General features: G+C 60.2%; 21 protein-coding genes. 20 read left to right on the top strand and 1 reads right to left on the bottom strand.

The features are described from left to right. The 10 genes from GE107_RS12420 to GE107_RS12375 all read left to right on the top strand — a co-directional run bounded on the left by GE107_RS12420 (window position 1) and on the right by GE107_RS12375 (window position 12,110). Window positions 1-900, top strand: coding sequence for an SDR family oxidoreductase (locus tag GE107_RS12420; RefSeq protein WP_219640295.1), 900 nt, complete (start codon window positions 1-3; stop codon window positions 898-900). A 1,022-nt stretch (window positions 901-1,922) separates the two neighbouring features. Next, window positions 1,923-3,992, top strand: coding sequence for a bifunctional aldolase/short-chain dehydrogenase (locus GE107_RS12415; RefSeq protein ID WP_219640294.1), 2,070 nt, complete (start codon window positions 1,923-1,925; stop codon window positions 3,990-3,992). 42 nt (window positions 3,993-4,034) lie between these two features. Beyond that, window positions 4,035-5,297: an L-rhamnose isomerase gene (rhaA, locus tag GE107_RS12410; protein WP_219640293.1), complete on the top strand. Its 1,263-nt coding sequence runs from the start codon at window positions 4,035-4,037 to the stop codon at window positions 5,295-5,297. A 28-nt stretch (window positions 5,298-5,325) separates the two neighbouring features. Continuing rightward, window positions 5,326-6,822 (top strand): rhamnulokinase, encoded by a 1,497-nt coding sequence (locus tag GE107_RS12405; protein ID WP_219640292.1) that lies wholly within the window; start codon window positions 5,326-5,328, stop codon window positions 6,820-6,822. 75 nt (window positions 6,823-6,897) lie between these two features. Then, window positions 6,898-7,665 (top strand): DeoR/GlpR family DNA-binding transcription regulator, encoded by a 768-nt coding sequence (locus GE107_RS12400; protein WP_219640291.1) that lies wholly within the window; start codon window positions 6,898-6,900, stop codon window positions 7,663-7,665. Between the two features lie 95 nt (window positions 7,666-7,760). Next, on the top strand, window positions 7,761-8,489 hold the full coding sequence (locus tag GE107_RS12395; RefSeq protein ID WP_219640290.1) for a (Fe-S)-binding protein: 729 nt from the start codon (window positions 7,761-7,763) through the stop codon (window positions 8,487-8,489). Continuing rightward, window positions 8,486-10,012, top strand: a complete 1,527-nt coding sequence (locus tag GE107_RS12390; RefSeq protein ID WP_219640289.1) for a LutB/LldF family L-lactate oxidation iron-sulfur protein — start codon at window positions 8,486-8,488, stop codon at window positions 10,010-10,012. Before GE107_RS12395 ends, GE107_RS12390 begins: the two co-directional genes overlap by 4 nt. Continuing rightward, entirely contained in the window at window positions 9,999-10,733 is a 735-nt protein-coding gene (locus GE107_RS12385; protein ID WP_219640288.1) for a LutC/YkgG family protein, read from the top strand. Before GE107_RS12390 ends, GE107_RS12385 begins: the two co-directional genes overlap by 14 nt. A gap of 39 nt (window positions 10,734-10,772) precedes the next feature. After that, window positions 10,773-11,480 carry a FadR/GntR family transcriptional regulator gene (locus tag GE107_RS12380; protein WP_219640287.1) on the top strand — a complete coding sequence of 236 codons (708 nt, stop codon included), beginning with the start codon at window positions 10,773-10,775 and terminating at the stop codon, window positions 11,478-11,480. Window positions 11,481-11,921: 441 nt separating this feature from the next. Further along, window positions 11,922-12,110 carry a hypothetical protein gene (locus GE107_RS12375; RefSeq protein ID WP_219640286.1) on the top strand — a complete coding sequence of 63 codons (189 nt, stop codon included), beginning with the start codon at window positions 11,922-11,924 and terminating at the stop codon, window positions 12,108-12,110. 143 nt (window positions 12,111-12,253) lie between these two features. Here GE107_RS12375 and GE107_RS12370 read toward each other — a convergent pair whose 3' ends face one another. After that, the gene (locus GE107_RS12370) at window positions 12,254-12,814 is read right to left on the bottom strand and encodes a hypothetical protein (RefSeq protein ID WP_219640285.1); all 561 of its coding nucleotides are present in this window, start codon (window positions 12,812-12,814) and stop codon (window positions 12,254-12,256) included. A gap of 445 nt (window positions 12,815-13,259) precedes the next feature. On the opposite strand from GE107_RS12370, the gene glpX reads away from it, so the two are divergent. From glpX to GE107_RS12320, 10 genes are all read left to right on the top strand, one after another. Beyond that, window positions 13,260-14,261 carry a class II fructose-bisphosphatase gene (glpX, locus tag GE107_RS12365; RefSeq protein WP_219640284.1) on the top strand — a complete coding sequence of 334 codons (1,002 nt, stop codon included), beginning with the start codon at window positions 13,260-13,262 and terminating at the stop codon, window positions 14,259-14,261. Window positions 14,262-14,380: 119 nt separating this feature from the next. Further along, window positions 14,381-15,025, top strand: a complete 645-nt coding sequence (gene fsa, locus GE107_RS12360; RefSeq protein ID WP_219640283.1) for a fructose-6-phosphate aldolase — start codon at window positions 14,381-14,383, stop codon at window positions 15,023-15,025. A 144-nt stretch (window positions 15,026-15,169) separates the two neighbouring features. Then, a complete protein-coding gene (locus tag GE107_RS12355) occupies window positions 15,170-15,847 on the top strand; it encodes a helix-turn-helix transcriptional regulator (RefSeq protein WP_370636392.1) in 678 nt (225 codons plus the stop codon). 19 nt (window positions 15,848-15,866) lie between these two features. After that, window positions 15,867-16,676 carry a pyruvate, water dikinase regulatory protein gene (locus GE107_RS12350; RefSeq protein ID WP_219640282.1) on the top strand — a complete coding sequence of 270 codons (810 nt, stop codon included), beginning with the start codon at window positions 15,867-15,869 and terminating at the stop codon, window positions 16,674-16,676. A 130-nt stretch (window positions 16,677-16,806) separates the two neighbouring features. Continuing rightward, window positions 16,807-17,487 carry a response regulator transcription factor gene (locus GE107_RS12345; RefSeq protein ID WP_219640281.1) on the top strand — a complete coding sequence of 227 codons (681 nt, stop codon included), beginning with the start codon at window positions 16,807-16,809 and terminating at the stop codon, window positions 17,485-17,487. Further along, the gene (locus GE107_RS12340; protein ID WP_219640280.1) at window positions 17,484-18,794 is read left to right on the top strand and encodes a sensor histidine kinase; all 1,311 of its coding nucleotides are present in this window, start codon (window positions 17,484-17,486) and stop codon (window positions 18,792-18,794) included. The genes GE107_RS12345 and GE107_RS12340 overlap by 4 nt, the downstream gene beginning before the upstream one ends. Before the next feature lie 267 nt (window positions 18,795-19,061). Next, complete coding sequence (locus GE107_RS12335; RefSeq protein WP_219640279.1) at window positions 19,062-20,540, top strand: extracellular solute-binding protein; 1,479 nt, start codon at window positions 19,062-19,064, stop codon at window positions 20,538-20,540. Further along, window positions 20,540-21,238, top strand: coding sequence for an ABC transporter ATP-binding protein (locus GE107_RS12330; RefSeq protein WP_219640278.1), 699 nt, complete (start codon window positions 20,540-20,542; stop codon window positions 21,236-21,238). The genes GE107_RS12335 and GE107_RS12330 overlap by 1 nt, the downstream gene beginning before the upstream one ends. Further along, entirely contained in the window at window positions 21,195-22,265 is a 1,071-nt protein-coding gene (locus GE107_RS12325; RefSeq protein WP_219640277.1) for an efflux RND transporter periplasmic adaptor subunit, read from the top strand. Before GE107_RS12330 ends, GE107_RS12325 begins: the two co-directional genes overlap by 44 nt. After that, window positions 22,265-25,066: an ABC transporter permease gene (locus GE107_RS12320; RefSeq protein WP_219640276.1), complete on the top strand. Its 2,802-nt coding sequence runs from the start codon at window positions 22,265-22,267 to the stop codon at window positions 25,064-25,066. Before GE107_RS12325 ends, GE107_RS12320 begins: the two co-directional genes overlap by 1 nt. Window positions 25,067-25,088 lie beyond the last annotated feature (22 nt).

Raw genomic sequence — 25,088 nt, 5'->3', positions numbered from 1 at the left:
ATGATCCCTCAGTACCCCTATTATGGTTCCGAGACGAAATGCGAGACCGAGCCGGTATCCTTTCCTCCTCAGCATCAGGATCGGCAGCCGGCCTTCGAATATGCGATGGTGCCTCCGCCGATTTCGGACAACCCGCAATACAGGGGAAGCGGGAAGCTGCAAGGCAAAGTGGCGGTGATCACGGGCGGAGACAGCGGGATCGGACGCGCCGTCGCGATCGCTTATGCCAAGGAAGGCGCGGACGTGGCCATCGGCTACCTCGACGAACACGAGGATGCAGCCGAAACCGTGCGGCGCGTATCCGCATATGGGCGCCGCTGTCTGCCGATCCCGTCCGATTTGCGGGCGGAAGCTTCCGCTGCGGAAACGGTACGCAAAACGATGGATACGTTCGGGCGAATCGACGTTCTCGTCATGAACCAAGCCGTGTCGTATCCGAAGAAGAGCATCTTAAACATATCCGAGGACCAGTTGGACAATACGTTTCGCACGAACATCTATCCTCTTTTTTTCTTGACCAAGGCGGCGCTTCCGCATCTCCGCCGGGGAAGCTCCATCATCAGCACCGCTTCCGCGACGGCATACGAGGGAGAACCGAATCAAATCGATTACGCCGCCACCAAAGGCGCGATCGTTGCTTTTACCCGTTCTTTGGCACGGCAGCTGATCGATTCCGGCATCCGCGTGAACGCGGTTGCACCGGGTCCGGTATGGACGCCGCTGATCGTCTCGGCCTTTCCGGCCGAGGTGGTCAAGAAGTTCGGCGTACAAGCGCCCATGAAGCGTGCCGCTCAGCCGTTCGAACTGGCGCCGACGTACGTCTATCTGGCTTCCGACGACTCCTCTTACGTGACCGGTCATGTGCTTCATGTTAATGGAGGCATGTCGACGGTGTCGTGAACATGGTTTGACGACACTCGATCGATAGCCGGCCTTTCTTTTTCTCCTCATCGCACTTCCGTGTCCGCAAGTCAGACCTGCGTGGCAGGCAAAATGCTACCATCCACATCTGACCCGGCACGTTAAGTTCGCACGGCGAGCATAACGCTGCCGCCCAGTCCCATCTCCGACACGTTAAGCTCGCACGGCGAGCATAACGCAGCTTCCCAATCGCGTCCCCGGTACGTTAAGCTCGCATGGCAAGCTTAACGCAGCTACCCAATCCCATCTCCGGTACGTTAAGTTCGCACGGCGAGCTTAACGAAGCTACCCGCGTCCCCGGTACGTTAAGCTCGCATGGCAAGCTTAACGCAGCTACCCAATCGCGTCTCCGGCACGTTAAGCTCGCACGGCGAGCTTAACGCAGCTACCCAATCGCGTCCCCAGCACGTTAAGTTCGCACGGCGAGCTTAACGCTGCCGCCTAATCCCACCTCCGGCACGTTAAGCTGGCAAGGCAAGCTTAACGCTGCCGCCTAATCCCACCTCCGGCACGTTAAGCTTGCATGGCAAGCTTGACGCTGCCGCCTAATCCCATCTCCGGTATGTTAAGTTCGCACGGCGAGCTTAACTCAGCTACCCAATCGCGTCCCCAGCACGTTAAGTTCGCACGGCGAGCTTAACTCAGCTACCCAATCGCGTCCCCGGCACTTTAAGCTCGCACAGCGAGCTTCACGAAGCTACCCGCGTCCCCGTCACGTTTACTTCGCATGGCGAACTTGACGCTGCCTCCCAATCCCATCTCCGTCACGTTAAGCTCGCACGGCGAGCTTAACGCAGCTATCCCAGGTACCTATATCCTCCGCACGTTTAACCTGTGCGACAAGCTTTACCTCGGACGAGTCTCTCCTTGAACGGCCCGGGGATCGGTCACGAATCCACAACTTTTTTTGTTTTTATCCGTTTACCCTCATATTCAAAAACAAACGGGCATGTTATACTGCTTACAAAGACAGAAAAACAAAAGTATCCGGAGGTATTTGCATGGTACAGAGCTTGTGGGACTCCTCGAAAGCATCCGCGTTGACGAACGGCTTGGATCAGCTCGTTTACCGTTCCAACCTGATCGGCGCCGACCGCCGCGTCTGCAACATTTATGGCGGCAATACGTCGACGAAGACGATCGTCCAAGACTTTCGGGGCCGCGACATTGAAGTGATGTTCGTCAAAGGGAGCGGCTCCGACCTGGCTTCCATGAAAGCCGGCAACTTCACCGGCCTGCGCATGGACGATATTCGGCCGCTGTTCGAGCGCGAAGCGATGACGGACGAAGAGATGGTCGCTTACCTGGGCCACTGCATGATCGATTCCAAACATCCGCGCGCTTCGATCGAAACGCTGCTGCACGCTTTCCTTCCCTTCAAGCATGTGGACCATACGCACCCCGACGCCATCATCAGCTTGTGCTGCGCCGATAACGGCAAGCAGCTTGCACGCGAGATTTTCGGCGACCGTTTCGTCTGGGTTCCGTATGTCCGCCCGGGCTTCACGCTGTCCAAAATGATCGCGGAAGGCGTGCTCGCCAATCCGAATGCCGAACTCGTGCTGATGGAGAAGCACGGTCTCGTGACTTGGGGCGAAACCTCCGATGCCTGCTACGCGCAGACGATCAAAATCATCAATGAAGCGGAAGCATTCATTGAAGCCCGCGTGAACGAGGCGAAGCTTTTCGGCGGCGCCAAGCACCAGCCGCTCCCGGCCGACGTGCGCCGCAGCATCGCCGCTCAGGTGATGCCGACGATCCGCGGAGCCGTCAGCGACGCCAAGAAAATGATCCTCTCCTTCGACGACCAGGACGACGTGCTGGCCTTCGTGGGCGGCCAAGACTCGCCGAAGCTGTCTCAAGTCGGCGCCGCTTGCCCGGACCATCTGGTCCATACGAAGGTCGTTCCGCTGTTCATCGACTGGACTCCGAACCCGGACGACGTCGAAGGCCTCAAGGCCAAGCTCAAGGATGGCGTAGCCGCCTACAAGGAGCAGTACAAAGCTTACTTCGAACGCAATAAGAACGAAGGCGACGTCATGTTCGAGGCCGCGCCGCGCGTCATCCTCATCCCCGGCGTCGGCATGATCAACACCGGCAAGAGCTGGGCCCTGTCGCAGGTCAGCGGCGCGCTGTACCACCGCGCGATCGCCGTTATGAGAGGCGCAACGGCGCTCGGAGAATTCGTTTCCCTCAGCGAGAACGAGTCGTACAATGTAGAATATTGGCCGCTCGAGCTGTACAAATTGTCTCTGGCTCCGCCGGAAGCGGAGTTCAGCCGGAAAGTCGCCTTCATCACGGGCGGCGCAGGCGGCATCGGCAGCGAATCGGCTCGGCGTCTTGTTTCCGAAGGCGCGCACGTCGTGCTGGCGGACCTCAACCTCGAAGGCGCCCAGAAGGTCGCCGCGGAAATCAATGGGAAATACGGCGAAAACCGGGCGTTGGCCGTTAAAATGGACGTAACGAGCGAGGAGGCGGTGCAGGCGGCGTATGCCGAAACGGCGCTGACATACGGCGGCGTCGACATCATCGTGAACAACGCCGGGCTCGCCACCTCCAGCCCGTTCGACGAAACGTCGCTGAAGGAATGGAACCTGAATATGAACGTTCTCGGCACCGGCTATTTCCTGGTCGCGCGCGAAGCGTTCAAGCTGATGAAGCAGCAGGCCATCGGCGGCAACATGGTGTTCATCGGCTCCAAGAACTCGGTCTACGCAGGCAAGAACGCCACCGCCTACAGCGCGGCCAAAGCGCTCGAGGCGCATCTCGCCCGCTGCATCGCGGCGGAAGGCGGAGAGTTCGGCATCCGCGTCAACACGATCCTGCCGGACGCGATCCTGCAAGGCTCCGCGATCTGGAACTCCAACTGGCGCAACGAACGCGCCGCCGCCTACGGCATCGAACCGGACCAATTGGAGGAGTACTACCGCAAACGCACGACGCTGCTCGTGAATATATACCCGAAGGATATCGCGGAAGGCGTCGCGTTCTTCGCCTCCTCGAAGGCAGACAAAACGACCGGCTGCATGCTCACGATCGACGGCGGCGTTCCGGCCGCGTTCACGCGCTGATTCGTACATTCGCCCCTTAACGGGGAGAAAGGATGCTGACCCATGCCGCTGTCCGATATCGAAAGGAATTATGAAGAGGCCAAGAAGCTGTACGGCGCGCACGGAATCGACGTCGATCAGGCTCTGAGCAGGCTCGAGCAGATCAAGATTTCCGTGCATTGCTGGCAGGGGGACGACGTGCGAGGGTTCCTGAACCGCGACCAGGAGCTGACCGGGGGCATTTCCGTAACCGGCTCCTACCCCGGAGCCGCCCGCACGCCGGAAGAGCTTCGGACCGACCTGGAGAAGGCGTTCTCGCTCATTCCCGGCAAACACAAAGTCAATCTCCACGCGATCTATGCCGACACCGACGAGAAAGTCGAACTCGACCGGCTGGAGCCGAAACATTTTCGAAAATGGGTCGATTGGGCGAAGGAGCAGGGGCTGGGCCTCGACTTCAATCCGACCTGCTTCTCACACGAGAAGTCGAAGGACGGCTTCACGCTGAGTCATCCGGATCCGGAAATCCGCCGGTTCTGGATCGACCATTGCCGGGTTTCACGGAAGATCGGCGCTTATTTCGGCGAACAACTCGGCCAAACTTGCGTGACGAACGTGTGGGTTCCGGACGGCTTCAAGGACATTCCCGTGGACCGCATGGGACCCCGTCAGCGCCTCAAGGCATCGCTCGACGAGGTGTTCGCGGAACCGCTGAACCCGAAGCACAACCTCGACGCCGTGGAGAGCAAGCTGTTCGGCCTCGGTTCGGAAGCTTACGTCGTCGGTTCCCACGAGTTCTATATGGGCTACGGTCTTCGCAACGACAAACTGATCTGCTTGGATGCCGGCCATTTCCATCCGACGGAAGTCATTTCGAACAAGCTGTCCTCCCTTGCGTTGTTCGCCAGCGGCATTCTGCTGCACGTGAGCCGTCCGATGCGCTGGGACAGCGACCACGTCGTCATCCTGGACGACGAGTTGCTGGACATCGGCCGCGAACTCGTGCGCCACGATCTGCTCGGCATCACGCATATCGGCCTCGACTTCTTCGACGCCAGCATCAACCGGGTCGCGGCGTGGGTCATCGGGACGCGCAACACGATCAAGGCGCTGCTCCGCGCGATGCTCGAACCGGTGGAAGCTTTGAAGAAGGCGGAGCTGGGGGGCGACTACACCACGCGTCTTGCGCTGACGGAAGAGTTCAAGTCGTATCCGTTCGGGGCGGTCTGGGACTATTATTGCGCGAAAAAAGGCGTGCCGGTGCGGGAGACGTGGATCGCGGAAGTGAAACAATACGAGAAGGAAGTTTTGCTGCAGCGAGGTTGATCGATCTCGTTTCGAAGGGTGATGGGCATTGTCGTATACTCTCGCATTTGACCTCGGCGCGAGCAGCGGACGGGCGCTTCTCGGCCGGTTGACGGACCGGCGAATCGAGACGGAGGAAGTCCACCGGTTTCCGAACGATCCGGTGCAGGTGGGCGACCGCCTGCACTGGGACATCCTCCGTCTGTATCACGAGCTCAAGCAGGGCCTGCTGAAAACGAAGCATCTCGGCATCGTGCCGGACAGCCTGGGGATCGATTCCTGGGCGGTGGATTTCGGCTTCGTCGGTCCGGACGGAGGGCTGCTCGGCAATCCGTTCCATTACCGCGACCGCCACACCGACGGCATGATGGAGAAGTTGTTCGCGGAGATTCCGGCGGAAACGCTGTTTGCGCGTACCGGCATTCAGTTTTTGCCGTTCAACAGCATTTTTCAGCTCTATGCTTTGAAGAAAGCCGGATCCCCCTTGCTGGAGCAAGCCCGGCATTTCCTGATGATTCCCGATCTGCTTCGCTATTTCCTGACCGGGGAGAAATGGAGCGAATTCTCGAACGCCACGACGACGCAGCTGTACAACCCGCTGACCGGCGGTTGGGACGGCGAATTGCTCGGCAGGCTGGGGCTGCCCGCCTCGTGGTTCGCCCAGGTGCTGCAGCCGGGCAGTCCGGCAGGCGTACTCCGGGCTTCGGTTCGGGAAGAGTTGGATCTGGGGGCGATTCCGGTGATCGCGGTCGCGGAGCATGACACGGGTTCCGCCGTCGCGGCCGTTCCGGCGCTGGACCGCGATTTTGCGTATCTGAGCTGCGGCACGTGGTCCCTGCTGGGGACCGAAATCGACCGGCCGGTCATCGACGAACGGGCCCGGCGCCTCAACTTCACGAACGAGGGCGGCGTCTCGGGGACGTACCGGCTGCTGAAGAATATCATGGGCTTGTGGATTTTGCAGGAAAGCCGCCGGGAGTGGGCGCGCCAAGGAGCCGACTACTCGTTCCCCGAACTGGTCCGGTTGGCCGGTGAAGCGAAGCCGCTGGCAGCGTTCATCGAACCGGACGCCCCCCTGTTCCTGCATCCGGGAGACATGCCGGCGAGGATCCGGCAATACTGTGCGCAGACCGGCCAACGTCCGCCGGAGGAGCCGGGAGAAATCGTACGGTGCATTTTGGAGAGTCTTGCCTTAAAATATCGGTATGTGCTCGAACTGACCGAGTCCCTGTCCGGCCGCACGTTCGGCGGCCTGCATATGGTGGGCGGCGGCATCCATAACGAGCTTCTCTGCAGGTGGACGTCGAACGCTATCGGGAAGCCGGTGTGGGCCGGACCCGCGGAGGGAAGCGCCATCGGCAATCTGGCGGTGCAATGGATCGCGGGCGGACACTTCCGGGATATGGCCGAAGCCAGGCGGGTCATCCGGGAGTCGTTCCCGGTGAAGGACTACGAGCCGGAAGCGGCGGAGGTTTGGACGGAGGCGTACGGACGTTTTCTTCATATAACGGAGCTTTCGGGGCCCCAAAAAAGGAATCGGAATTGACTTCGAAGGCACTCGTCACTTTTTGGGGATTCGTAACCGGGCTGCCGACCGAATAAGATTGGAAAGAGGGACGTCATGCTGGTCGCGGAACGTTACGAGAAAATCGTTCGGCTGGTGAACGAAAGAGGGAGCATCCGGGTCACCGAGCTCAGCGAGCTGTGCGAGGTGACGGAGGAGACGATCCGCCGGGACCTGGACCGGCTGGAGGCGGCTGGGCGCCTCCGCCGTTCCCACGGCGGAGCGGTGAGCGTGCAGACGGGTCCCGCGCCGCAACCGGAAATCCCGTATGCGGAACGCGAAATCCAGCATGCCGAGGAGAAGAAGCGGATCGCGGAAGCGGCGGTCGGCCGGATCCGGCCGAAGGACAGGATCCTGCTCGATGCCAGCACGACGGCTTGGTACATGGCGCGTACCCTGCCCGACATACCGCTTACCGTGCTGACGAACTCGATCAAAGTCGCGACCGAGCTGGCCGCGAAGGAGAAGATCGAGGTGATCTCCACCGGCGGGCTGCTGGCCCAGCGCTCCCTGTCATTCGTCGGGCCGCTGGCCGAACGTTCGCTGGAGGCCTATCATGTCGATAAACTGTTTTTCTCCTGCAAAGGCGTGCATCCGGAGCGGGGCGTCAGCGAGTCGAACGAACTGCAAGGGCGCGTCAAACAGCGGATGATCGGGATTGCAGACCAAGTCATCCTGCTTGCCGACGCGAGCAAAATCGGCGTGCAGGCGTTTACGCACGTCGCCGACTGGGGCGAAATCGACGCCGTCATTACCGACCGGAGCGCTGCGGAGGAAACGGTAGACATGTTGAAGGAAAAACGGATCGAGACGATCCGAGTATAAGCGCCGATCGAGGGGGGAGCGATCCCTTCTTTTTTGAATCGAACTTGTCTGACAACCTGACAATCATATGAATGGACGGATGGAGGGTGCCTGACTTGAAAGTGTCCTTGTTTATCACTTGTTTGAGCGATGCCGTCTACCCCCGCGTCGGGGAAGCGATGGTGCGTCTGCTTGCCCGGTACGGGGTGCGCCTCGATTTCCCGCAAGTTCAGACGTGCTGCGGCCAACCGGCCTTTAACAGCGGGTATTGGAAAGAAGCGAGGGAGAGCGCGGCGACGATATTGAAAGCGTTCGCGGACAGCGATTTCGTCATTTCCCCGTCCGGCTCCTGCACCGGCATGATCCACCACTACCCGAAGCTGTTCGAGAACGATCCGGAATGGCTGCCCAAAGCGCAGGAGCTTCAGCGGAAGTCGTACGAGTTTACCCAATTCCTGGTCCAGGTGCTCGGGGTGAAGGACGTTGGCGCCGTCTTCCCGCATAAGGTCACTTACCACCCTTCCTGCCACGGGAGCCGGCTGCTCGGCGTCAAGGACGAGCCGCTGGAATTGATGCGGCACGTTCGGGGGCTGGAGCTTGTGCCATTGCCGTTTGCGGAGGATTGCTGCGGCTTCGGAGGTACGTTCGCGGTCAAAATGGCGGATATATCGGGAGCGATGGTGACGGAGAAAGCGGATCACGTACGGGAGACCGAAGCGGAAGTTTTGGTCGGGCTTGACATGGCGTGCCTGATGAATATCGCGGGCAATCTGCGGTACCGCGGCGACAAGGTGAAGGTCCTGCATTTGGCCGAACTGCTGGAAGAAGGGGTGAAACGGGCATGAGCGGAACGGACAAAGGCGGAACGACCGTGAAGGAGCGGGCGGGACTGGCGCTGAACGACGAATTCCTCCGCAAGGCGGTCAAGTTCACGACGGAAAGGCTGCGTAACGGTAAAAAAGCGGCGGCGGAGCAGCACGGCAATTGGGACGAGTGGCGGGAGAGAGGCCGGCAAATCCGGCTGCACACGATCGCCCACCTCGATTATTATCTGAACCTGTTCGCCGATAATGCCCGGAAGAACGGCGTGCACGTGCATTTCGCGGAAACCGGGGAAGAGGCGGTGCGGATTTCGCTCGAGATCGCGCGGCGCGTTCGGGCGAAGACGGTCGTCAAATCGAAGTCGATGGTGACGGAAGAGCTGCATTTGAACCATGCGCTGGACTCCATCGGAGTAGAGGCGATCGAGACGGACCTTGGGGAATACATCATCCAGTTGGCCGGGGAAACCCCGTCGCACATTATCATCCCGGCCATCCACAAAAACCGGTATCAGATCGCCGACCTGCTGTCCGCCGAGGCGGGGGAGACGCTTCCGCCCGATACGACCGTGCTGGCCGGGTTCGTCCGCAAGAAGCTGCGCGAGAAATTCCTCGAAGCGGACATCGGCATGACCGGATGCAATTTCGCCATTGCGGAAACCGGTTCGATGGTGTTGTTCGAGAACGAGGGCAATGCGCGGATGGTCACGACCGTCCCGAAAACGCAAATCACGCTTATGGGCATGGAGAGAATCATCCCGTCCTGGGCAGACCTCGAAGTGATGGCGACGCTGCTGCCGCGGTCCGCGACCGGACAGAAGCTGACGGTGTACATGTCGGGCATCACGGGGCCGAAACGGGTCGCAGACGGCGACGGGCCGGAAGAGATGCACATCATCATCGTGGACAACGGCCGGTCTCTGCAGCTCGGCGATCCCGAATTCCAGGAGCTCCTGAACTGCATCCGGTGCGGCGCTTGCTTGAACGCATGTCCGGTCTATCGGCACATCGGCGGCCACGCTTACGGCGGGACGTACAGCGGGCCGATCGGGGCCGTGCTGACGCCGGCGCTGAAGAAGAACGTCGCCGAGTGGGACGACATCGCGAACGCCTCCAGCTTGTGCGGCGCCTGTTATGAAGCTTGCCCGGTGAAGATTCCGCTGCACGAAATGCTGATCTATTTGCGGCGGCGTAAAGTGGAAGCGGGCCGCGGCAATGCCCTTGAAACCGCCGGCATGAAGGGCTTCGCCGCCGTAATGGGGAACGTGAAGCGCTATCGGACCGCGCTTAAGCTGGGACGAATCGGCCAGAAGCTGGTCGTCCGCGAGGGCGGAATCCGGTTGAAGGTTGGCCCATTGAAAGGGTGGAATGCGTACCGGGTGGCTCCGAGCCTGGCGAAGGAGACTTTCCGCGAACGCTGGGCGACGCTTGAGCAGGAGATCCGGTCGGACTTGCGGGAGATGGATCCGACCATGAAGGAAAGAATGGAGCGGGCCGCACGGGAACGGGAGAACGGCAAGGGAGGGCATTCGCATGGGGAAGGCTGAGGAGCACCGCGAGTGGCTGAAGAAGATGGAGACGGCATCTCGGGCCAAGCAGGAAGCGTTCATGAACGGGATTGCCGCGAAGCTTAGACGTCCCCGGGTGACGGAGGCGCCAGCGCATCCCTTTCGGGGAGCTCCGGCGTTTTGGAACGAGTTCGAGTGGCCGTTGGAGGAACGGGTGGAGCGGTTTTCGGAGAACTTCCGGTTGGTCGGAGGATATGCCGTCCGTCTGCCGGACATGGGGGCCGTTCGCGGGTTTATCGCGGAGAAAGCGGAGGAGATGCGGGCCAAATACGTGATTCGTCAGAACGTCCCCGAGTTGGATGCGCTGGGCTTGGATGAGGCCTTGCCGCCCGGCGCCCAAGTATCCGTATGGAACCGGGATATTGGCGTAGACTGGAAAGCCCGTGCGGCGGAAGCGGATTTCGGCGTCGTCGTCGCGGATTACGCGGCTGCCTACACGGGCTCGATCACGGTGCTGTCGTCGAAGGATAAGGGGCGTTCGGTCAGCCTGCTGCCTACGGTTCTGATGGCGATCATTCCGATCGGGCGGCTGAAGACGAGGCTCGGCGAGATCCTGCCCGATTTCGACGCCGCGGGAAGGGAGAACCTCCCGGCGGGCATCCACTTTATTTCGGGTCCGAGCCGCTCGGCGGACATCGAGAACGATCTGACGATCGGGGTGCACGGGCCGGGCATCGTATACGCTCTTGTCGTGGGATAACGTTAAGATTCATCTCTGGAAAGCGAAGGAGCGGGAAGCATGGAAATCGCCCGGTTGACGAAACGCAACCACTACGAGGAGATAACCGCCAGGCTGAAAGCGATGATGGAGGACGGCACGCTTACGCCGGGAGACAAGCTGCCCTCCGCCAAGGAGCTTGCCGAGCGTTTCGGCGTAGGGCGTTCCACGATGCGTGAGGCGCTCAGCGCCTTGAAGGCGATGGGGCTCATCGACATTCGCCAAGGCGGCGGCGCCCGCGTGCTCGGTCCTCGGCCGGCGGGTGTGGTGCCGCCCGAGCTCGAATCGCTCCGGATGAACCGGGAGACGCTCCTGCATTTGCTGGAAGCGCGGCGCACCCTCGAGGTTTCCAACGCTTCCATCGCGGCGGAGAAGCGGACGGACGGCGATTTGGCTGAGATGCGCAGGATCGTGTCTGAAATGGAGCACTTCATCGGAGACGATGCGGCGGGCGAACGTACGGACCTTGCGTTTCATGCGGCTCTGGCGGGAATGACGCACAATCCGATTTTGCGGGGTTTGTTCGACTCGATCGTCTCTCAGCTGGAAAACGCGATCCGGGAGGTACGCCGCGTCGAACTGTACGCGAACCGTTCCGTCGCCGAGCGGCTGCTTACGGAGCACAAAGCGGTTTTCGAAGCCGTATCGAGCAGGGACGCGGACGGAGCGGCGCGGCACATGAAACGCCATCTCCGCCACGTGGAAAGTATATCGATGAAGTATCTATAGATATGGGGCGTGCGCGAAAAGAAATGCGTGCAGAGAGATAAGCGGCCTGTTCCCGGTAAAGAAGAGGTCTGGCTGGAAATGCGGCTGTTCCGGTAAAGATGAAGTCTAGCTGGAGATGCGGTTGTTCCGGTAAAGAAGAGGTCTAGCTGGAGATGCGGTTGTTCCGGTAAAGAAGAGGTCTAGCTGGAGATGCGGTTGTTTTGGTTAAGATGTGGTCTAGCTGGAGATGCGGTTGTTCCCGGTAAAGATGAGGTCTAGCTGGAGATGCGGCTGTTCCGGTAAAGAAGAAGTCTAGCTGGAGATGCGGTTGTTCCGGTAAAAAGAGGTCTAGCTGGAGATGCGGTTGTTCCGGTAAAATACAGGGAGTCACTCCTTTTCCAAGATTTTGCCGTATGCTCGCTGGGAATCATAGGAATCGCGATACGTTGGGGGGATTCTATTTTGGCCTATCGGAACTTGTATTCAACGGAATGTCTGGACGTCCAGGCGGACCCGGAACGGAAAAGCGTCCAGCTTGAAGCAGCGAGCAGCGGATATCGTCCGCGTTACGTCACCGTTGAAATCGAAAGCTTGGGCGAGCTGGATAGACTCATCGCTGCGTTGTCCGAGGCGAGAGAGTATTTGAAGTAGTCCCGGTTTTGCGGGTCACGGCGGTTAAACACGCGCGTTCTGGACCTTAGATAAAAAAGTGGGCACATTATTGAGTTGCCTGGAGTTGCTCGTAGTACCTTACGCTAGAGTAAAGGAAGAAAGTTACTCCCCGTGAGCTACGGTTAGCCGGGTTTAACCGGGTTACAGAGGTGGAAAGCGCGCGTTTGCTTCATGCAGCCGGGTTTTTCCGGGTTACAGAGGTGAAATTCGCACGTTTGCTTCGTGCAGCCGGGTTTTTCCGGGTTACAGAGGTGGAATGCGCGCGTTTGCTTCGTGCAGCAGGGTTTTTCCGGGTTACAGAGGTGGAATGCGCGCGTTTGCTTCATGTAGCCGGGTTTTTCCGGGTTACAGAGGTGAAAAGCGCGCGTTTGCTTCGTGTAGCCGGGTTTTTCCGGGTTACAGAGGTGGAAAGCGCGCGTTTGCTTCATGTAGCCGGGTTTAACCGGGTTACAGAGGTGGAATGCGCGCGTTTGCTTCGTGTAGCCGGGTTTAACCGGGTTACAGAGGTGGAATGCGCGCGATTGCTTCGTGTAGCCGGGTTTTTCCGGGTTACAGAGGTGGAATGCGCGCGTTTGCTTCGTGTAGCCGGGTTTTTCCGGGTTACAGAGGTGGAAAGCGCGCGTTTGCTTCGTGCAGCCGGTTTTTTCCGGGTTACAGAGATGAAATGCGTGCGTTTGCTTCATGTAGCCGGGTTAACCGGGTTACAGAGGTGAAATTCGCGCGTTTGCTTCATGTAGCCGGGTTTTCCGGGTTACAGAGGTGGAATGCGCGCGATTGCTTCGTGTAGCCGGGTTTTTCCGGGTTACAGAGGTGGAAAGCGCGCGTTTGCTTCGTGTAGCCGGGTTTTTCCGGGTTACAGAAATGAAATGCGCGCGTTTGCTTCATGTAGCCGGGTTTTTCCGGGTTACAGAGGTGGAAAGCGCGCGTTTGCTTCGTGTAGCCGGGTTTTTCCGGGTTACAGAGGTACTAAACGACACAACTCACATGGCGCCGAGGGACCCGTTCCCTGGCGCCTCTTTTTTGCCACAATATAGCTGAATAACCGTCTTATATATTGTATCATATAAATATATATGTTATACAATATAGTAAAACGGATCCGTCGCGATCCCGTGGAGGCTGACTTGCATGGAGAGAGAACTGGCGCTTGAAATCGTACGCGTAACGGAGCTTGCGGCATTGGCATCCGCGCCTTGGATGGGGCGGGGCGAGAAAATCGGAGCGGACGAGGCGGCGACCAACGCGATGAGATCGATGCTCGATTCCGTTTCCATCAGGGGAACGGTCGTCATCGGGGAAGGCGAAATGGACGAGGCCCCCATGCTCTATATCGGGGAACAACTCGGCAGCGGGAACGGCCCGGAAGTCGACGTCGCCGTGGATCCCTTGGAGGGTACGAATATCGTCGCCAAAGGCCTGAACAACGCGATGTCGGTCATCGCCGTCGCCAGTAAAGGCCAACTGCTGCACGCGCCGGATATGTACATGGAGAAGCTGGCCGTCGGGCCGCTGCTCGCCGGGAAGGTGAAGCTGACGGATTCCTTGGAAACGACGTTAAAGACCGCAGCGAACGTCCTCGGCAAATCGGTGGCCGATTTGACCGTCATGGTGCTGGATCGGCCTCGCCACGAGACGATCGTGAAAACGCTCCGGAAAGTGGGCGTCCGGATCAAATTCCTGAGCGACGGGGATGTGGCGGGGGCCATGGCGCCGGCGTTCCCGGAAACGGGTATCGACCTGTACGTCGGTTCCGGCGGCGCGCCGGAAGGCGTTCTCGCCGCAGCGGCTCTGCAATGTCTGGGCGGCGAGCTGCAAGGGAGGCTGATGCCCGCGGACGGCACGGAGTACCAGCGATGCGTGCAGATGGGCCTTTCCGACCCGTACAAGCTGCTCTCGATGAGCGACATGGTCGGCACGGGAGACGTGATTTTCGCCGCGACAGGCGTAACGCCCGGGGAATTCCTCGGAGGCGTCCGTTATTTGCCCGACCAGAGGGCCGAAACCCACTCGATCGTCATGCGGGCCAAGACGCGCACGATCCGTTACATTCGCGCGCAGCATTACTTGCCGAGCAAGCCGTTCTTGAACCAGCCGGAAAGAAATGTAGCGGTGTCGATTAACCAGGCATGATAATGGGGCATGCTATATTGCCGAAAGATATAAATGGTATCATAAATCGATGTATGTTACACTAATTCAAGCGAGTCAACGCCAAAAATCTCCAGACGGGATCGAAAGGATGAGCGGACTTGAAGTTTTACTTGGACACCGGCAATGTCGAAGAAATCAAGCGAATCGTCAAACTCGGACTCGTGGACGGCGTGACGACGAATCCCTCGTTGATCGCCAAGGAAGGCCGCGTCTTCAAGGACGTCATCCAGGAGATCACCTCCATCGTCAAAGGGCCGGTCAGCGCCGAGGTCGTCGCGTTGGACACCCCAGGCATGCTGAAGGAAGCGCACGAAATCGCGCAATGGGCTCCCAACGTCGTCATCAAGCTGCCGATGACCGAAGCCGGGCTGGAAGCGACCCACCAACTGGCCCAAGAAGGCATCAAGACGAACGTAACCTTGATTTTCAGCGTCGCGCAAGGCTTGATGGCAGCGAAGGCCGGCGCTGCGTACATCAGCCCGTTTGTCGGACGTCTGGACGACATCGGAGTCGAGGGCATGAAGCTTGTCCGCGAGCTCCGCGAAGTTCTCGACATTTACGGCATGCCGACCGAAATCATTGCCGCGAGCATCCGGACCCTCGCTCATCTGGAAGCCGCCGCGCTGGCCGGCGCGCACATCGCCACCATCCCGGGTTCCTTGCTGCCGTCCTTATGGAAACACCCGCTCACCGACGTCGGAATCGAACGGTTCCTCAAGGATTGGGAGAAGGTTCCGAAATAAGGATGAACGGCCGCCGCTTCCGCCCGAAGCGGCTTTCTTATTGCACGGGGGCTCCCCCTGGCTTTATCCCCAAAAAGTGAAGTGAAGCTTTGTTGCGTATACCGAGTACTTTCTGGGGCCCCCGCGAAGAAGCATCGTCACTTTGTGGGGAATGTTCTATGCTCGAAGGGAGAGAGACCGATCGAACTGACGCCGAGACAGCTGGAAATCATCGAATTGGTACAGAAACACGCCCCGGTCACCGGGGAACAGATCGCGGAGTCGCTCGGGGTCAGCCGGCCGACGATCCGCTCCGATCTATCCGTTCTGATCATGCTGGGGCATCTCGATGCCAAACCGAAAGTCGGGTATTTTCTCGGCAAAGAGCAGACGGCCGTGGGCAAGCTGAAGGACAAGCTGCTTACCCTCAAAGTCAAGGACCGGATGAGCCGTCCCGTCGCCATCACGGAACAGGCCACCGTGAATGACGCCGTGATCGAGCTGTTCATGGAGAACACGGGAATGCTCGCGGTCACGGATTCGCAAGGTCTGTTATCCGGCATGGTATCCCTGAAAGACCTTCTGAAAGTTACGCTCGGGAATCCGGGCGCCGCGGGCATTCCGATCAGCATGGTCATGACCCGGCTTCCCCGCATCGCGACCATCGGGCCGGAGGATACGCTGTGGGAAGCAGCCAAAAAAATGCTGGAGCACCAAGTCGGCGGCCTGCCGGTCGTCAAACCGGCGGACGGGTCCGCGGACCGCAGCCGGCTTGAGGTCGTAGGACGAATTACGAAGACAAGCATGACGCAGGTATTGGTCGACCTGTCGTCGGAATTGTAGTCGGGTAGGGGGAGAAGGCATGCCGGAAGCTCGGCCGAAAATGATCTACGTATGCTCGGACGCCGTGGGGGAAACGGCGGAAGCGGTCGCGAAGGCGACGGCCCGCCAGTTCGCGGCGGAGCAGGTCGTCATCAAGCGGTTTGGCAACATCAAGGAGGAAGAGGAAGTCAAAGCCCTCATCCGGGAAGCGGCGCGCGAGGGAGGATTTATCGCCTACACGCTCGTTCAGCCGGAGCTCAGGGATACGATGCGCGAAGAGTCGATCCGTGCGGGCGTCCGGTCCGTCGACGTGATGGGACCGATGATGCAGGCCTTCATCGATACGTTTAACGATGCGCCCAAGTATAAGCCGGGATTGCTTCACGAAATGGACGAATCCTATTTTCGGAAGATCGAAGCCGTGGAGTTCGCGGTGAAATACGATGACGGGAAGGACGCAAGGGGTTTTCTCGAAGCTCAAGTCGTGCTCGTCGGGGTGTCCCGCACCTCGAAAACGCCCGTGGGCATTTATTTGGCTTCCCGGGGGATCAAAACAGCCAATTACCCTCTAACGATCGAAGTGAGGCCTCCCGAGGAGTTGTTCGCCGCTTCCGCCAAGAGACTGATCGTCGGCTTGACCATGCGGCCGGAGCGGCTGCTCAAAATCCGCACGGAACGCTTGAAAGCGCTGGGACTCCCCAGCCGGGCGAATTACGCATCCCTGGAAAGGATCACGCAAGAATTGCAATTTGCCGACGAGATCATGAAACGGCTGAACTGCCCGGTCATTGACGTCACGGAGAGAGCGATCGAGGAAACGGCAGGGCTGATCCTGGAGCTGATGCCCTGATCCGGTATATGCCAGCGATGAGGTCAGCCAGAGGTTTCGGGCTGGCCTATTTTTCTAAGCATTTCTTAAGGTTCGTCGTTTACAATGGGTCTGATGGACTTGGAAAATGATGTGAAAAGGGGCAACCCGATTGCGGATCTTGGTGGTCGAGGACGACCGGCCGCTGCTGGACGCGGTGGTGACGGTACTGAAAGAAGAAGCCTATCACGCCGATTGGGCGGATGACGGGGCGGAAGGCTTGTACAAGGCGCAGCAAGGGATTTACGATTTGATCATCCTGGATATCATGCTGCCCGCCATGTCCGGCCTGGAGGTGCTTGCCGAGCTGCGTGCTCAGGGGATGGGTACGCCGATCCTGCTTCTGACGGCGCGCGACGGCGTGGAGGACCGCGTCAGGGGGCTCGACTCCGGCGCCGACGATTACCTCGTCAAACCGTTCGCCATGCCGGAGCTGCTCGCCCGGATCCGGGTGCTCCTGCGCAGGCAGTACGGCGGCTCTTCGGATGGGGAAATCGCTTATGGTCCGCTCGCCGTCAAGCGGCAGTCGATGGAGGGCTATGCCAACGGAGAGCCTCTCAAGCTGACGCTGAAAGAGTTCGATTTGCTCGAATATTTGCTGCTGAATCGGGAGCAGATTCTCACGAAGGAGCAGCTGCAGGACCGGGTATGGGGGATCGATTCGGATGCGGGACCGGGCGTCGTGGACGTCTATGTGCACTATTTGCGCAAAAAGCTGTCGCCCTTCGGCTGCGACCGGCATATCCATACGATCCGCGGAGTCGGATACATGATGAAGGTGAGAAGCTCATGATCAAACGAACCCGAATCGAGCTCACGATCCGCAACGCGGCGGTCCTGTCCGTGATTTTGATTTCGTTGAATCTATCCGTTTACTGGCTCATGAAAGAGATGCTGTTCGCGCAAGTCGACCGTTCGATGACCGGCATCCAAAGCGGGGTCATGGAAACGAAGCCCGCCCCTGCCTTGAGCGATAATTTTGCCGATGCGCAGTCGGATTCGGATCTGTCCCGCAAACCCTTCGTCACGCTCCGTTTAGGCCAGACGGAGCGCCCGGTCATCCAGCTGCATTGGACGAAGAATCTGAAACCGATTCCGATGCCGGGAATCGAAAGTTTCACCGACGAGCAATTGGATCGGTTGGTGCCGACCCGTTTCGCCGAAACGCCGGAAACCGTCAATTTGGGCGATGCGTACTTCCGCGTTCGGATGGCGCCAACGAATTCGCTGCTCGTGGCCAGCGTGAACGGGACGACCTATGCCGTCGCCTATCAGCAAATCCTGACCAACGTGACCGCCGAAATCGGCATGTTGCACCGTTTGCAGAACATCCTCCTGTTCGGCGGCATCGCGGGGCTCCTCGTCGCCGTCGGTGCGGGATTTTATTTGGCGAACCGCGCCCTCACGCCCATCCGGATCTCGATGGAGAGACAACAACAGTTCGTCTCGGACGCGTCACACGAGCTAAGGACTCCGTTATCGGTCATTCAGGCGCATGCCGAATTGCTGCTTCGCCATCCCGATCACACGATCGAGCAGGACAGCAAGCACGTCTCCACGGTGCTGCAGGAAGCGCGACGGATGAGCAAGCTGGTCGGCGGGCTTCTCACGCTCGCGAGATCGGATGCGGGGGTCATGGAGCTGGACATCAAAACCGTGCTCATGGACCGCGTGATCCAGGACTGCGTGAACAAGCTGCAGGCGTTGGCCGAAATGAAGGATATCATCCTCCAGGCGGAGACGGATAGCTCCGTTCCGATCCAAGCGGATGAAGAGCGGCTGCATCAATTGCTCACGATCGTGCTCGACAACGCGATCAAGTACACGCCGGAAGGCGGGCTCGTCCGTATCGCTTGCCGCAAGCTTCCCCACTCCGTGTTTTTGGAGATCGAAGACACGGGCATCGGGATCGCGCCGGAGCATTTGTCTCGCGTTTTCGACCGGTTCTACCGCAGCGATAAAGCCCGGACGCGCCAGGAAGGCGGTACGGGACTCGGCCTGGCCATCGCGAAGTGGATCGTCGAGCGCCATGGGGGCAAAATCCGGGTGGAGAGCAAGCTCTCGGTCGGAACCCAGGTGCGGATCACGTTACCGGCATAAACCTTGAACGCGTCCCTCTTCCCCATCTCGGGGTGGAGGGATTTTTTTTGACTGTGATAGAGGGGCGGGGCGGGAGTTACTCGAAAATATCGAGCCATTCGCGTTAGTGGGGTCCGAGGGGGCGGTTGCTTTTTTTGGCAGACGCCCCGCTTTTTAACTTCCTTTAACCGTTTTTTCAGCTTCCTTTCAGCTTTTCTAACCGATTTCTAAAAAATCCCCGGCATACTGGGCCATGGTTGGATCAAGCCAAGAAAGGTGAGGAGAAGAATGATCAAACGGAGATGGAAATCGGGGGCGCTGGCGGTGATGCTGCTGGCGGCGTTGCTGACCGCGTGCTCCCCGACGGGCGGGAAGAAGGAGCAAGCCTTCGGCAAGTTGGACAAAGACGAGGAGGGGACGCTCAAGGTCGCCTATTTTGACGAGCAAGCTTTCCTCATGCAGGTGGGGAACGCGTTTCAGGCCATGTTTCCGAATATGCAGCTGGAAGTGATCCCTACTCAAGCGGTGTTCGATGCGGACGACCCCGTGACGGCCATGGAGAAGCTTCTCGAGGAGCAGCAGCCGGATGTCCTTTATTTGACGGAGGAGCAATACGCGAAGCTGGCGCAAGGTGGCAAGCTTTACGATCTGGATGCCGCCGTCAAACAGGACGAATACGATCTGTCCGCCTTCGTGCCCGGGGTGATCGATTTGCTGAAAGCCCGCGGCGGCGGCAAGCTGTATGGGCTCAGCCCCACGTTCAACAGCCAGGCTTTGTACTACAACAAAGACCTGTTTGACAAATACGGCGTTCCTTACCCGACGGACGGCATGAGCTGGGACGAGGTGCTTGAGCTCGCGGCGCGGTTCCCGGTGAAGAAGGACGACGAGGATTCGATTTCCGGATTATTCCCTTCCTCTCAGATCGACAACGCGTTCGAGCTCATCCGCATGATCGGCGAAGCGAAGGGGCTGCAATACGCGGATACCGATTCGGGCAAGGTGTCGATCGATACGCCGGAATGGAAGGCGGTATTCCAGCAGGTGATCGACGGCTATAAATCCGGCAGCATCTTCATGCCTGGAAGCGGCGAAGACGGAGGATCCGGAGGCGGTCCGCGGATGAGCATCCGGGGAGCCGGCGGAGGCAAGGTGTTCATGATGGGCCCGAACGCCATGAGATTCATGGCCGGTCAAGCGGCGATGACGATCGACGGACCGATGGTGATGGGCATGCTCGGCGAAACGGCGGGCGGGGGCATTCGCGTCACCGCCAAAGCTCCGGCAGGCGGAGGCGGTCCGGGGAAAGACCCCGCTCCGATGCAAGCGTTCAATTGGGACATGGTCACCTTACCGGTCGATCCGTCCCAGCCCGACGTAGCCGGCGGGTACAGCGTGGACGGAGTATTGGCGATTAACGCGTCGTCCCCGAACCTGGCTGCCGCATGGGAGCTGCTCAAATACACGAACGGAGAGCAGTTGGCCAAAGCGGGCTCGAAGTCGATGGGGTCGCTGTCATCCAGAACGGCGTACAAGAAAGAAGCGGAAGGGAAAAACACGGCTGCATTCTACGCGCTCGGAGCCAATTCGCAGACGCTGCTGCAATCGCTGCCGTCCGAGTTCGTGGCGTCGTTCGCCTCGCTGGTTTCGGAGCATGTCAAGAAAACGGTGGACGGCACGGAAATGCTGGAAGCGGCCCTTCAGGCGATCCAGAGCCAGGGGCAGGACTTGCTCACGAAGGCCGGACTGGAGACGGATCAGCCGTAATGGAAGAGGGTTTGGGGCAAACGCATGCGCTTTTGGACGTGCGTGGGGTTCGCAAAACGTTCGCGGCAGGCGGACGGGACGTCACGGTGCTGGACGGCATCGACTTGCGGCTGGAGGCCGGCCGGTTGACGATGCTGAAGGGGCGGTCCGGATCGGGCAAAACGACGCTGCTGAACGTGCTGGGTGGGCTGGACCGGCCGACCGAAGGGGACGTTTGGTTTCGGGGCCGCCCGTACCGGGAGTGGAACGACAAGCAGCTGACGTTGGTGAGGAGGCGCGAAATCGGGTTTATTTTCCAAACGTTCGCGCTTCTCCCTCTGCTGACGGCATGGGAGAACGTCGAGCTGTCGCTGCGGATGGCCGGCGTTCCCCGCTCGGAGTGGAGGGAGAGGGTCGCGCACTGTCTCGACCTGGTGAACCTGTCGAAGCGGGCGCTGCACCGCCCTTCCGAAATGTCCGGGGGGGAACAGCAGCGGGTGGCGATCGCCAAGGCGATCGCCCACCGGCCCCATCTGCTGCTCGCGGACGAACCGACCGCGGAGCTGGATTCCCAGATGGCCGCGCGCATGATCGAGGCGTTCCGCAGGATCGTCGAAACGGAAGGAATCGCGATTTGCATGACGACGCACGATTCCACGCTATGGGAGGCGGCGGATGTTGTTTATCAAATGGTCGACGGCCGGATCGCGGAAGGATAAGGCGCCCGGCTTGGCGCTTGCGGCCCGGCTCGCGCTGACGGCTGCGTGTTTGTCGCTGGCCGCGGGCTGCTCCTTGCTGCCGCAGGAGCAAGAGCAGGAGCAGCTGCCGCAAATCCGGACGCCGAAAATCTCGCAGAAGCCCGAGTATCCCGTGAAGCGCGGAACGCTCGAGATCAAGGCGAGCGGTTCGGGGAAGCTGTTGTCGGAGCGGGAGGAAAATCTGTTTTTCTCGCAAGACAACCGGCGGATCGCCGAAGTGTACGTGAAGTCGGGAGAGCGCGTGAAGAAAGGCCAGGTGCTGGCAGAGCTCGACACGGGCGACACGGCGCGCGACATCCGCCGGAAGGAAATCGAGCTGGCGAAGGCCGAGCTCGATCTCCGCGACGCGATGCGGCAATCGGGCGGAGACGAGGATTCCGCGCTGCGCAAGCGGCAGCTGGATTACGAGCTGCTCAAGGAGGAGCTCGCGGATTTACGGGAAGAGTTGGGGGAGGCGAAGCTGACGGCTCCTTATGACGGCACGGTAGTCAGCTTCACCGCGGAGAAAGGCGATTTGGCCAAGGCTTACGAGAAAATCGGCCAGATCGCGGACATGAAATCGCTCGTCGTCGCGGTGGAGTTTTCTTCCGACGACTTGGAGGACATCGCTCCGGGCATGGACGCGATCGTCAGCGTGAACGCGGCCGGAGATTACGCCGGCAAGGTCAGAAGGCTGCCGGTTGATTCGGGGAACGGCGGCGAAGACGGGCAGCCGCTGGACTCCAGCGTCTTGATCGACTTGCAGAAGCGGCCCGAGAAATCCGGATACGGGACGCCGCTCTCCGCTTCCGTCATCGTGGAACGCCGCGAGAACGTGCTGACCATCCCTCTGTCTGCGCTGCGGAAGCAAAATAGCCGCAATTACGTGCTCGTAGCAGGCAAGGACGGGGCCCAAGGCGAAGTCGACGTGGAAATCGGAGCGCAAACGTCGACCGAGGTCGAAATCATCAGCGGGCTGCAAGAGGGCCAGAAGGTCGTGGGGAAATAATGCGGATCCTCGCGTACCTGCTCCTGAAAATGTGGCAAAACCGCGGCTTCACGCTCGGGACGCTGCTCGGATTGACGGTTGCCGCGGCGTTCGCGATGAGCATCCCGATGTACGCGGACGGGACGCTGAAGCGGCTGGTGGCCGGCACCCTGCAGGAGAAAACGAAAGGGCTGCCTCCGGCTTCCTTATACCTGAAATACCAGCCTTCGGACATGGAGGATGGCGATGCGCAGGCTCTCGAGGACGCGAATGCGTGGATCGAAGGCGCGCTTCCGGGAAAGATCGGCTTTCCGGCGCTCGCGTACTCGGCCCGCTTCGGCTTGCCGATGTCGGCCGTTCGATCCGCCGATGCCCGCCAAGGCGCTTCCGGCCGGCTGGTGCGAATGGAGCTGGCTTGGCAAAGCGGGATTTCCGACCTCGCTGAGCTGACGGAAGGGAAGATGCCGCGCGACGGCGTGCGGGACGGTTTCGTGGAGGCGGCGGCGCTCGGCGAGACGATGAACCGGTACGGCTGGAAAATCGGCGACACCTTCACCTATATAGCGAAGGATCGCGGCGGCAAGACGAAACGGTTGGCCGTTCGGATCGTCGGCGTCTACAAGCTCAAGGACGAAACCGATTTGCGGCTGGCCATCGACGGAAAGGAGAAGCTGGCCGAAACGCTGCTCGTCAGCGCCTCAACGATGACGGACACGCTGCTCGGCACTTCCAAGCTTGTCCTTGGTTCGGCGGGCTGGTATTACGCTTTCGATCTCCAGGACATTCGGATCCGCGACTTATCGCCGCTCATCGACCAATTGCAGCGGCTCGAAATCACCTTGAACGGCATGTTGGAGGACACGAAGGTGAATCTCTCGTTCCTCGGAATGCTGCAGGAATTCCGGCAAACGAGCCTCATGCTGCAAGCCATGCTGTTCGCGCTGGCCGCGCCGGTGCTGGCGATGGTGCTGTACTTTATCACGCTGTGCGCCAGGCAATCGCTCATCCGGCAGCGAGGCGAAATCGCCGTGCTGCAAAGCCGCGGCGCAAGCCCGCGGCAAATCTCGGCGCTGTACGCGATCGAAGCGGCCATGCTCGGCGCCGCGGCTTTGCTGGCCGGACCGGCTCTGGCCTGGTATCTGGCCAAGGCGATCGGGTCTTCCGGCGGTTTCCTGGCTTTCGTCGGCCGCAAGTCGATACCGGTCGGCTTCACGCCCGCCGCCTGGCTGTTCGGAGGGGTGGCCGCTCTGCTGGCCGTCGCGGCAACGATAGCGCCGATCCGCGCGTATGCGGGAACGTCCGTCGTGCAGCATGCCCAAAGCCGGGCGCGCGCAGACCAACCGCCGATTTGGCAAAGGTTCTATTTGGACGTCGCCTTGCTGGCGGCGTCGGCTGCCGGCTGGTATTTGCTTCGCACCGGTCGCCTCGCGGCCGCGGACACCGGCGGAGCCGCCGGGGCGGATACGATTCAGCCTGCGATTTTCGTCATTCCGGCTTTGCTCATCTTCGCTTCCGGCCTCGTCTGTCTTCGGCTGTTTCCGCTATTGCTTCGGATTTGGAACGCCCTGGCGGGAAGGCGAATGCCGGTCGCCCTGTATCTCACGCTGACCCAGCTTTCGCGCTCCGCTGCCGTTTTCTATCCGATCATGATTCTGCTCATCCTCACGATCGGACTCGGCGTTTACGACGCATCGGCGGCGAGGACGATCGACCGGAACGCTTCGGATCGCGTGAACTACCAGTACGGAAGCGATGCCGTGCTGCAAACGGCCTGGGAAAGCGTTCAAGATGAGAACGATGCGAACAAGCTCTACTATACGGAGCCCCCGTTCGGCGCGTACCGGAACCTGCCGGGTGTCGCGAGCGCAACGCGCGTCATGAAAGCCGGCGGCGCCAAAGTCGAGATCGGCGGGAAGTCCGCCGGCACCGCGCTCGTCGTCGGCATCGACAACGCCGATTTCTACCGCGCGGCCTGGTTCCGGGACGACTTGTACCCGTATCCGCCGTACCTGTACCTCGACGCGCTCGGCTCGGCCGAGCAGGCGGCGCTCGTATCCGACGGTTTCGCCAAGCGGTACGGCTTGAAGGAAGGCGATCTGCTGCGCGTTTCCGTCGGATACGGCAACGAAGAAGCGGTCGATCTCGCCGTCGTCGGCATCGTGCCGTATTGGCCCAGTCTGTATCCGGACGAATCGCCGTTCATCGTGGCGAATCTGGAGTATCTGTATCGGCAAATCGAGAAAATCCCGTACGAGGTTTGGCTCGATCTCGAAGACGGGGCGAAGCTGGCTCCCGTGCTCGAGACGCTGGCGGATCGCGGGATCGCCGTAACGAAGGCGGACGATGCGAGGGGCGAGCTGATCGCGCGGCGCAACCATCCGGCTCAAGGAGGCGTGTACGGCATCCTGAGCCTCGGATTTCTCATCACGCTGCTCGTATCGTTTCTGGGTTACTTGATCTTCTGGTTATTCGCCTTGTCCCGCCGGGTCGTCCAACTCGGCATCCTGCGCGCGACCGGACTCACGCGCGGGCAATTGACCGGCATGCTGCTGTTCGAGCAGCTGTTCACGACCGGCTTGTCGGTGGCGGTCGGCATCGGGCTCGGCAGCCTGGCCAGCCGGCTGTTCCTGCCCTTCCTGCAGGAGGCGGCGGGCGACGGAGCGCGTCAGGTGCCGCCGTTCCGCGTCGTCTTCGAAGCGGAGGATACGCTGAAGTTGTATGCCGCCACGGGAATCATGCTTGGGGCGGGGGCTTGCCTGCTGATCCTGCAGCTGCGTCGTTTACGCGTTTCGCAGGCGGTGAAGCTGGGCGAAGAACGGTGACGCGCGCGTCGAACGGAAGGGA

This window comes from Cohnella sp. CFH 77786 (assembly GCF_019400745.1).
In the GTDB taxonomy this organism is placed as follows: Bacteria; Bacillota; Bacilli; order Paenibacillales; family Paenibacillaceae; genus Cohnella.
Note: the sequence above shows the minus strand (reverse complement) of the source record. Positions and strands in the feature narration are given on the sequence as shown.

What these genes read in the sequence shown, in the direction of transcription:
- GE107_RS12325 (WP_219640277.1), top strand. Translation starts at nt 21,195, where the DNA reads ATGTTGTTTATCAAATGGTCGACGGCCGGATCGCGGAAGGATAAGGCG.
- GE107_RS12330 (WP_219640278.1), top strand. Translation starts at nt 20,540, where the DNA reads ATGGAAGAGGGTTTGGGGCAAACGCATGCGCTTTTGGACGTGCGTGGG.
- GE107_RS12420 (WP_219640295.1), top strand. Translation starts at nt 1, where the DNA reads ATGATCCCTCAGTACCCCTATTATGGTTCCGAGACGAAATGCGAGACC.
- glpX (WP_219640284.1), top strand. Translation starts at nt 13,260, where the DNA reads ATGGAGAGAGAACTGGCGCTTGAAATCGTACGCGTAACGGAGCTTGCG.
- GE107_RS12340 (WP_219640280.1), top strand. Translation starts at nt 17,484, where the DNA reads ATGATCAAACGAACCCGAATCGAGCTCACGATCCGCAACGCGGCGGTC.
- GE107_RS12380 (WP_219640287.1), top strand. Translation starts at nt 10,773, where the DNA reads ATGGAAATCGCCCGGTTGACGAAACGCAACCACTACGAGGAGATAACC.
- GE107_RS12415 (WP_219640294.1), top strand. Translation starts at nt 1,923, where the DNA reads ATGGTACAGAGCTTGTGGGACTCCTCGAAAGCATCCGCGTTGACGAAC.
- GE107_RS12370 (WP_219640285.1), bottom strand. Translation starts at nt 12,814, where the DNA reads ATGAAGCAAACGCACGCATTTCATCTCTGTAACCCGGAAAAAACCGGC.
- GE107_RS12390 (WP_219640289.1), top strand. Translation starts at nt 8,486, where the DNA reads ATGAGCGGAACGGACAAAGGCGGAACGACCGTGAAGGAGCGGGCGGGA.
- rhaA (WP_219640293.1), top strand. Translation starts at nt 4,035, where the DNA reads ATGCCGCTGTCCGATATCGAAAGGAATTATGAAGAGGCCAAGAAGCTG.
- GE107_RS12320 (WP_219640276.1), top strand. Translation starts at nt 22,265, where the DNA reads ATGCGGATCCTCGCGTACCTGCTCCTGAAAATGTGGCAAAACCGCGGC.
- GE107_RS12400 (WP_219640291.1), top strand. Translation starts at nt 6,898, where the DNA reads ATGCTGGTCGCGGAACGTTACGAGAAAATCGTTCGGCTGGTGAACGAA.
- GE107_RS12335 (WP_219640279.1), top strand. Translation starts at nt 19,062, where the DNA reads ATGATCAAACGGAGATGGAAATCGGGGGCGCTGGCGGTGATGCTGCTG.
- GE107_RS12385 (WP_219640288.1), top strand. Translation starts at nt 9,999, where the DNA reads ATGGGGAAGGCTGAGGAGCACCGCGAGTGGCTGAAGAAGATGGAGACG.
- GE107_RS12350 (WP_219640282.1), top strand. Translation starts at nt 15,867, where the DNA reads ATGCCGGAAGCTCGGCCGAAAATGATCTACGTATGCTCGGACGCCGTG.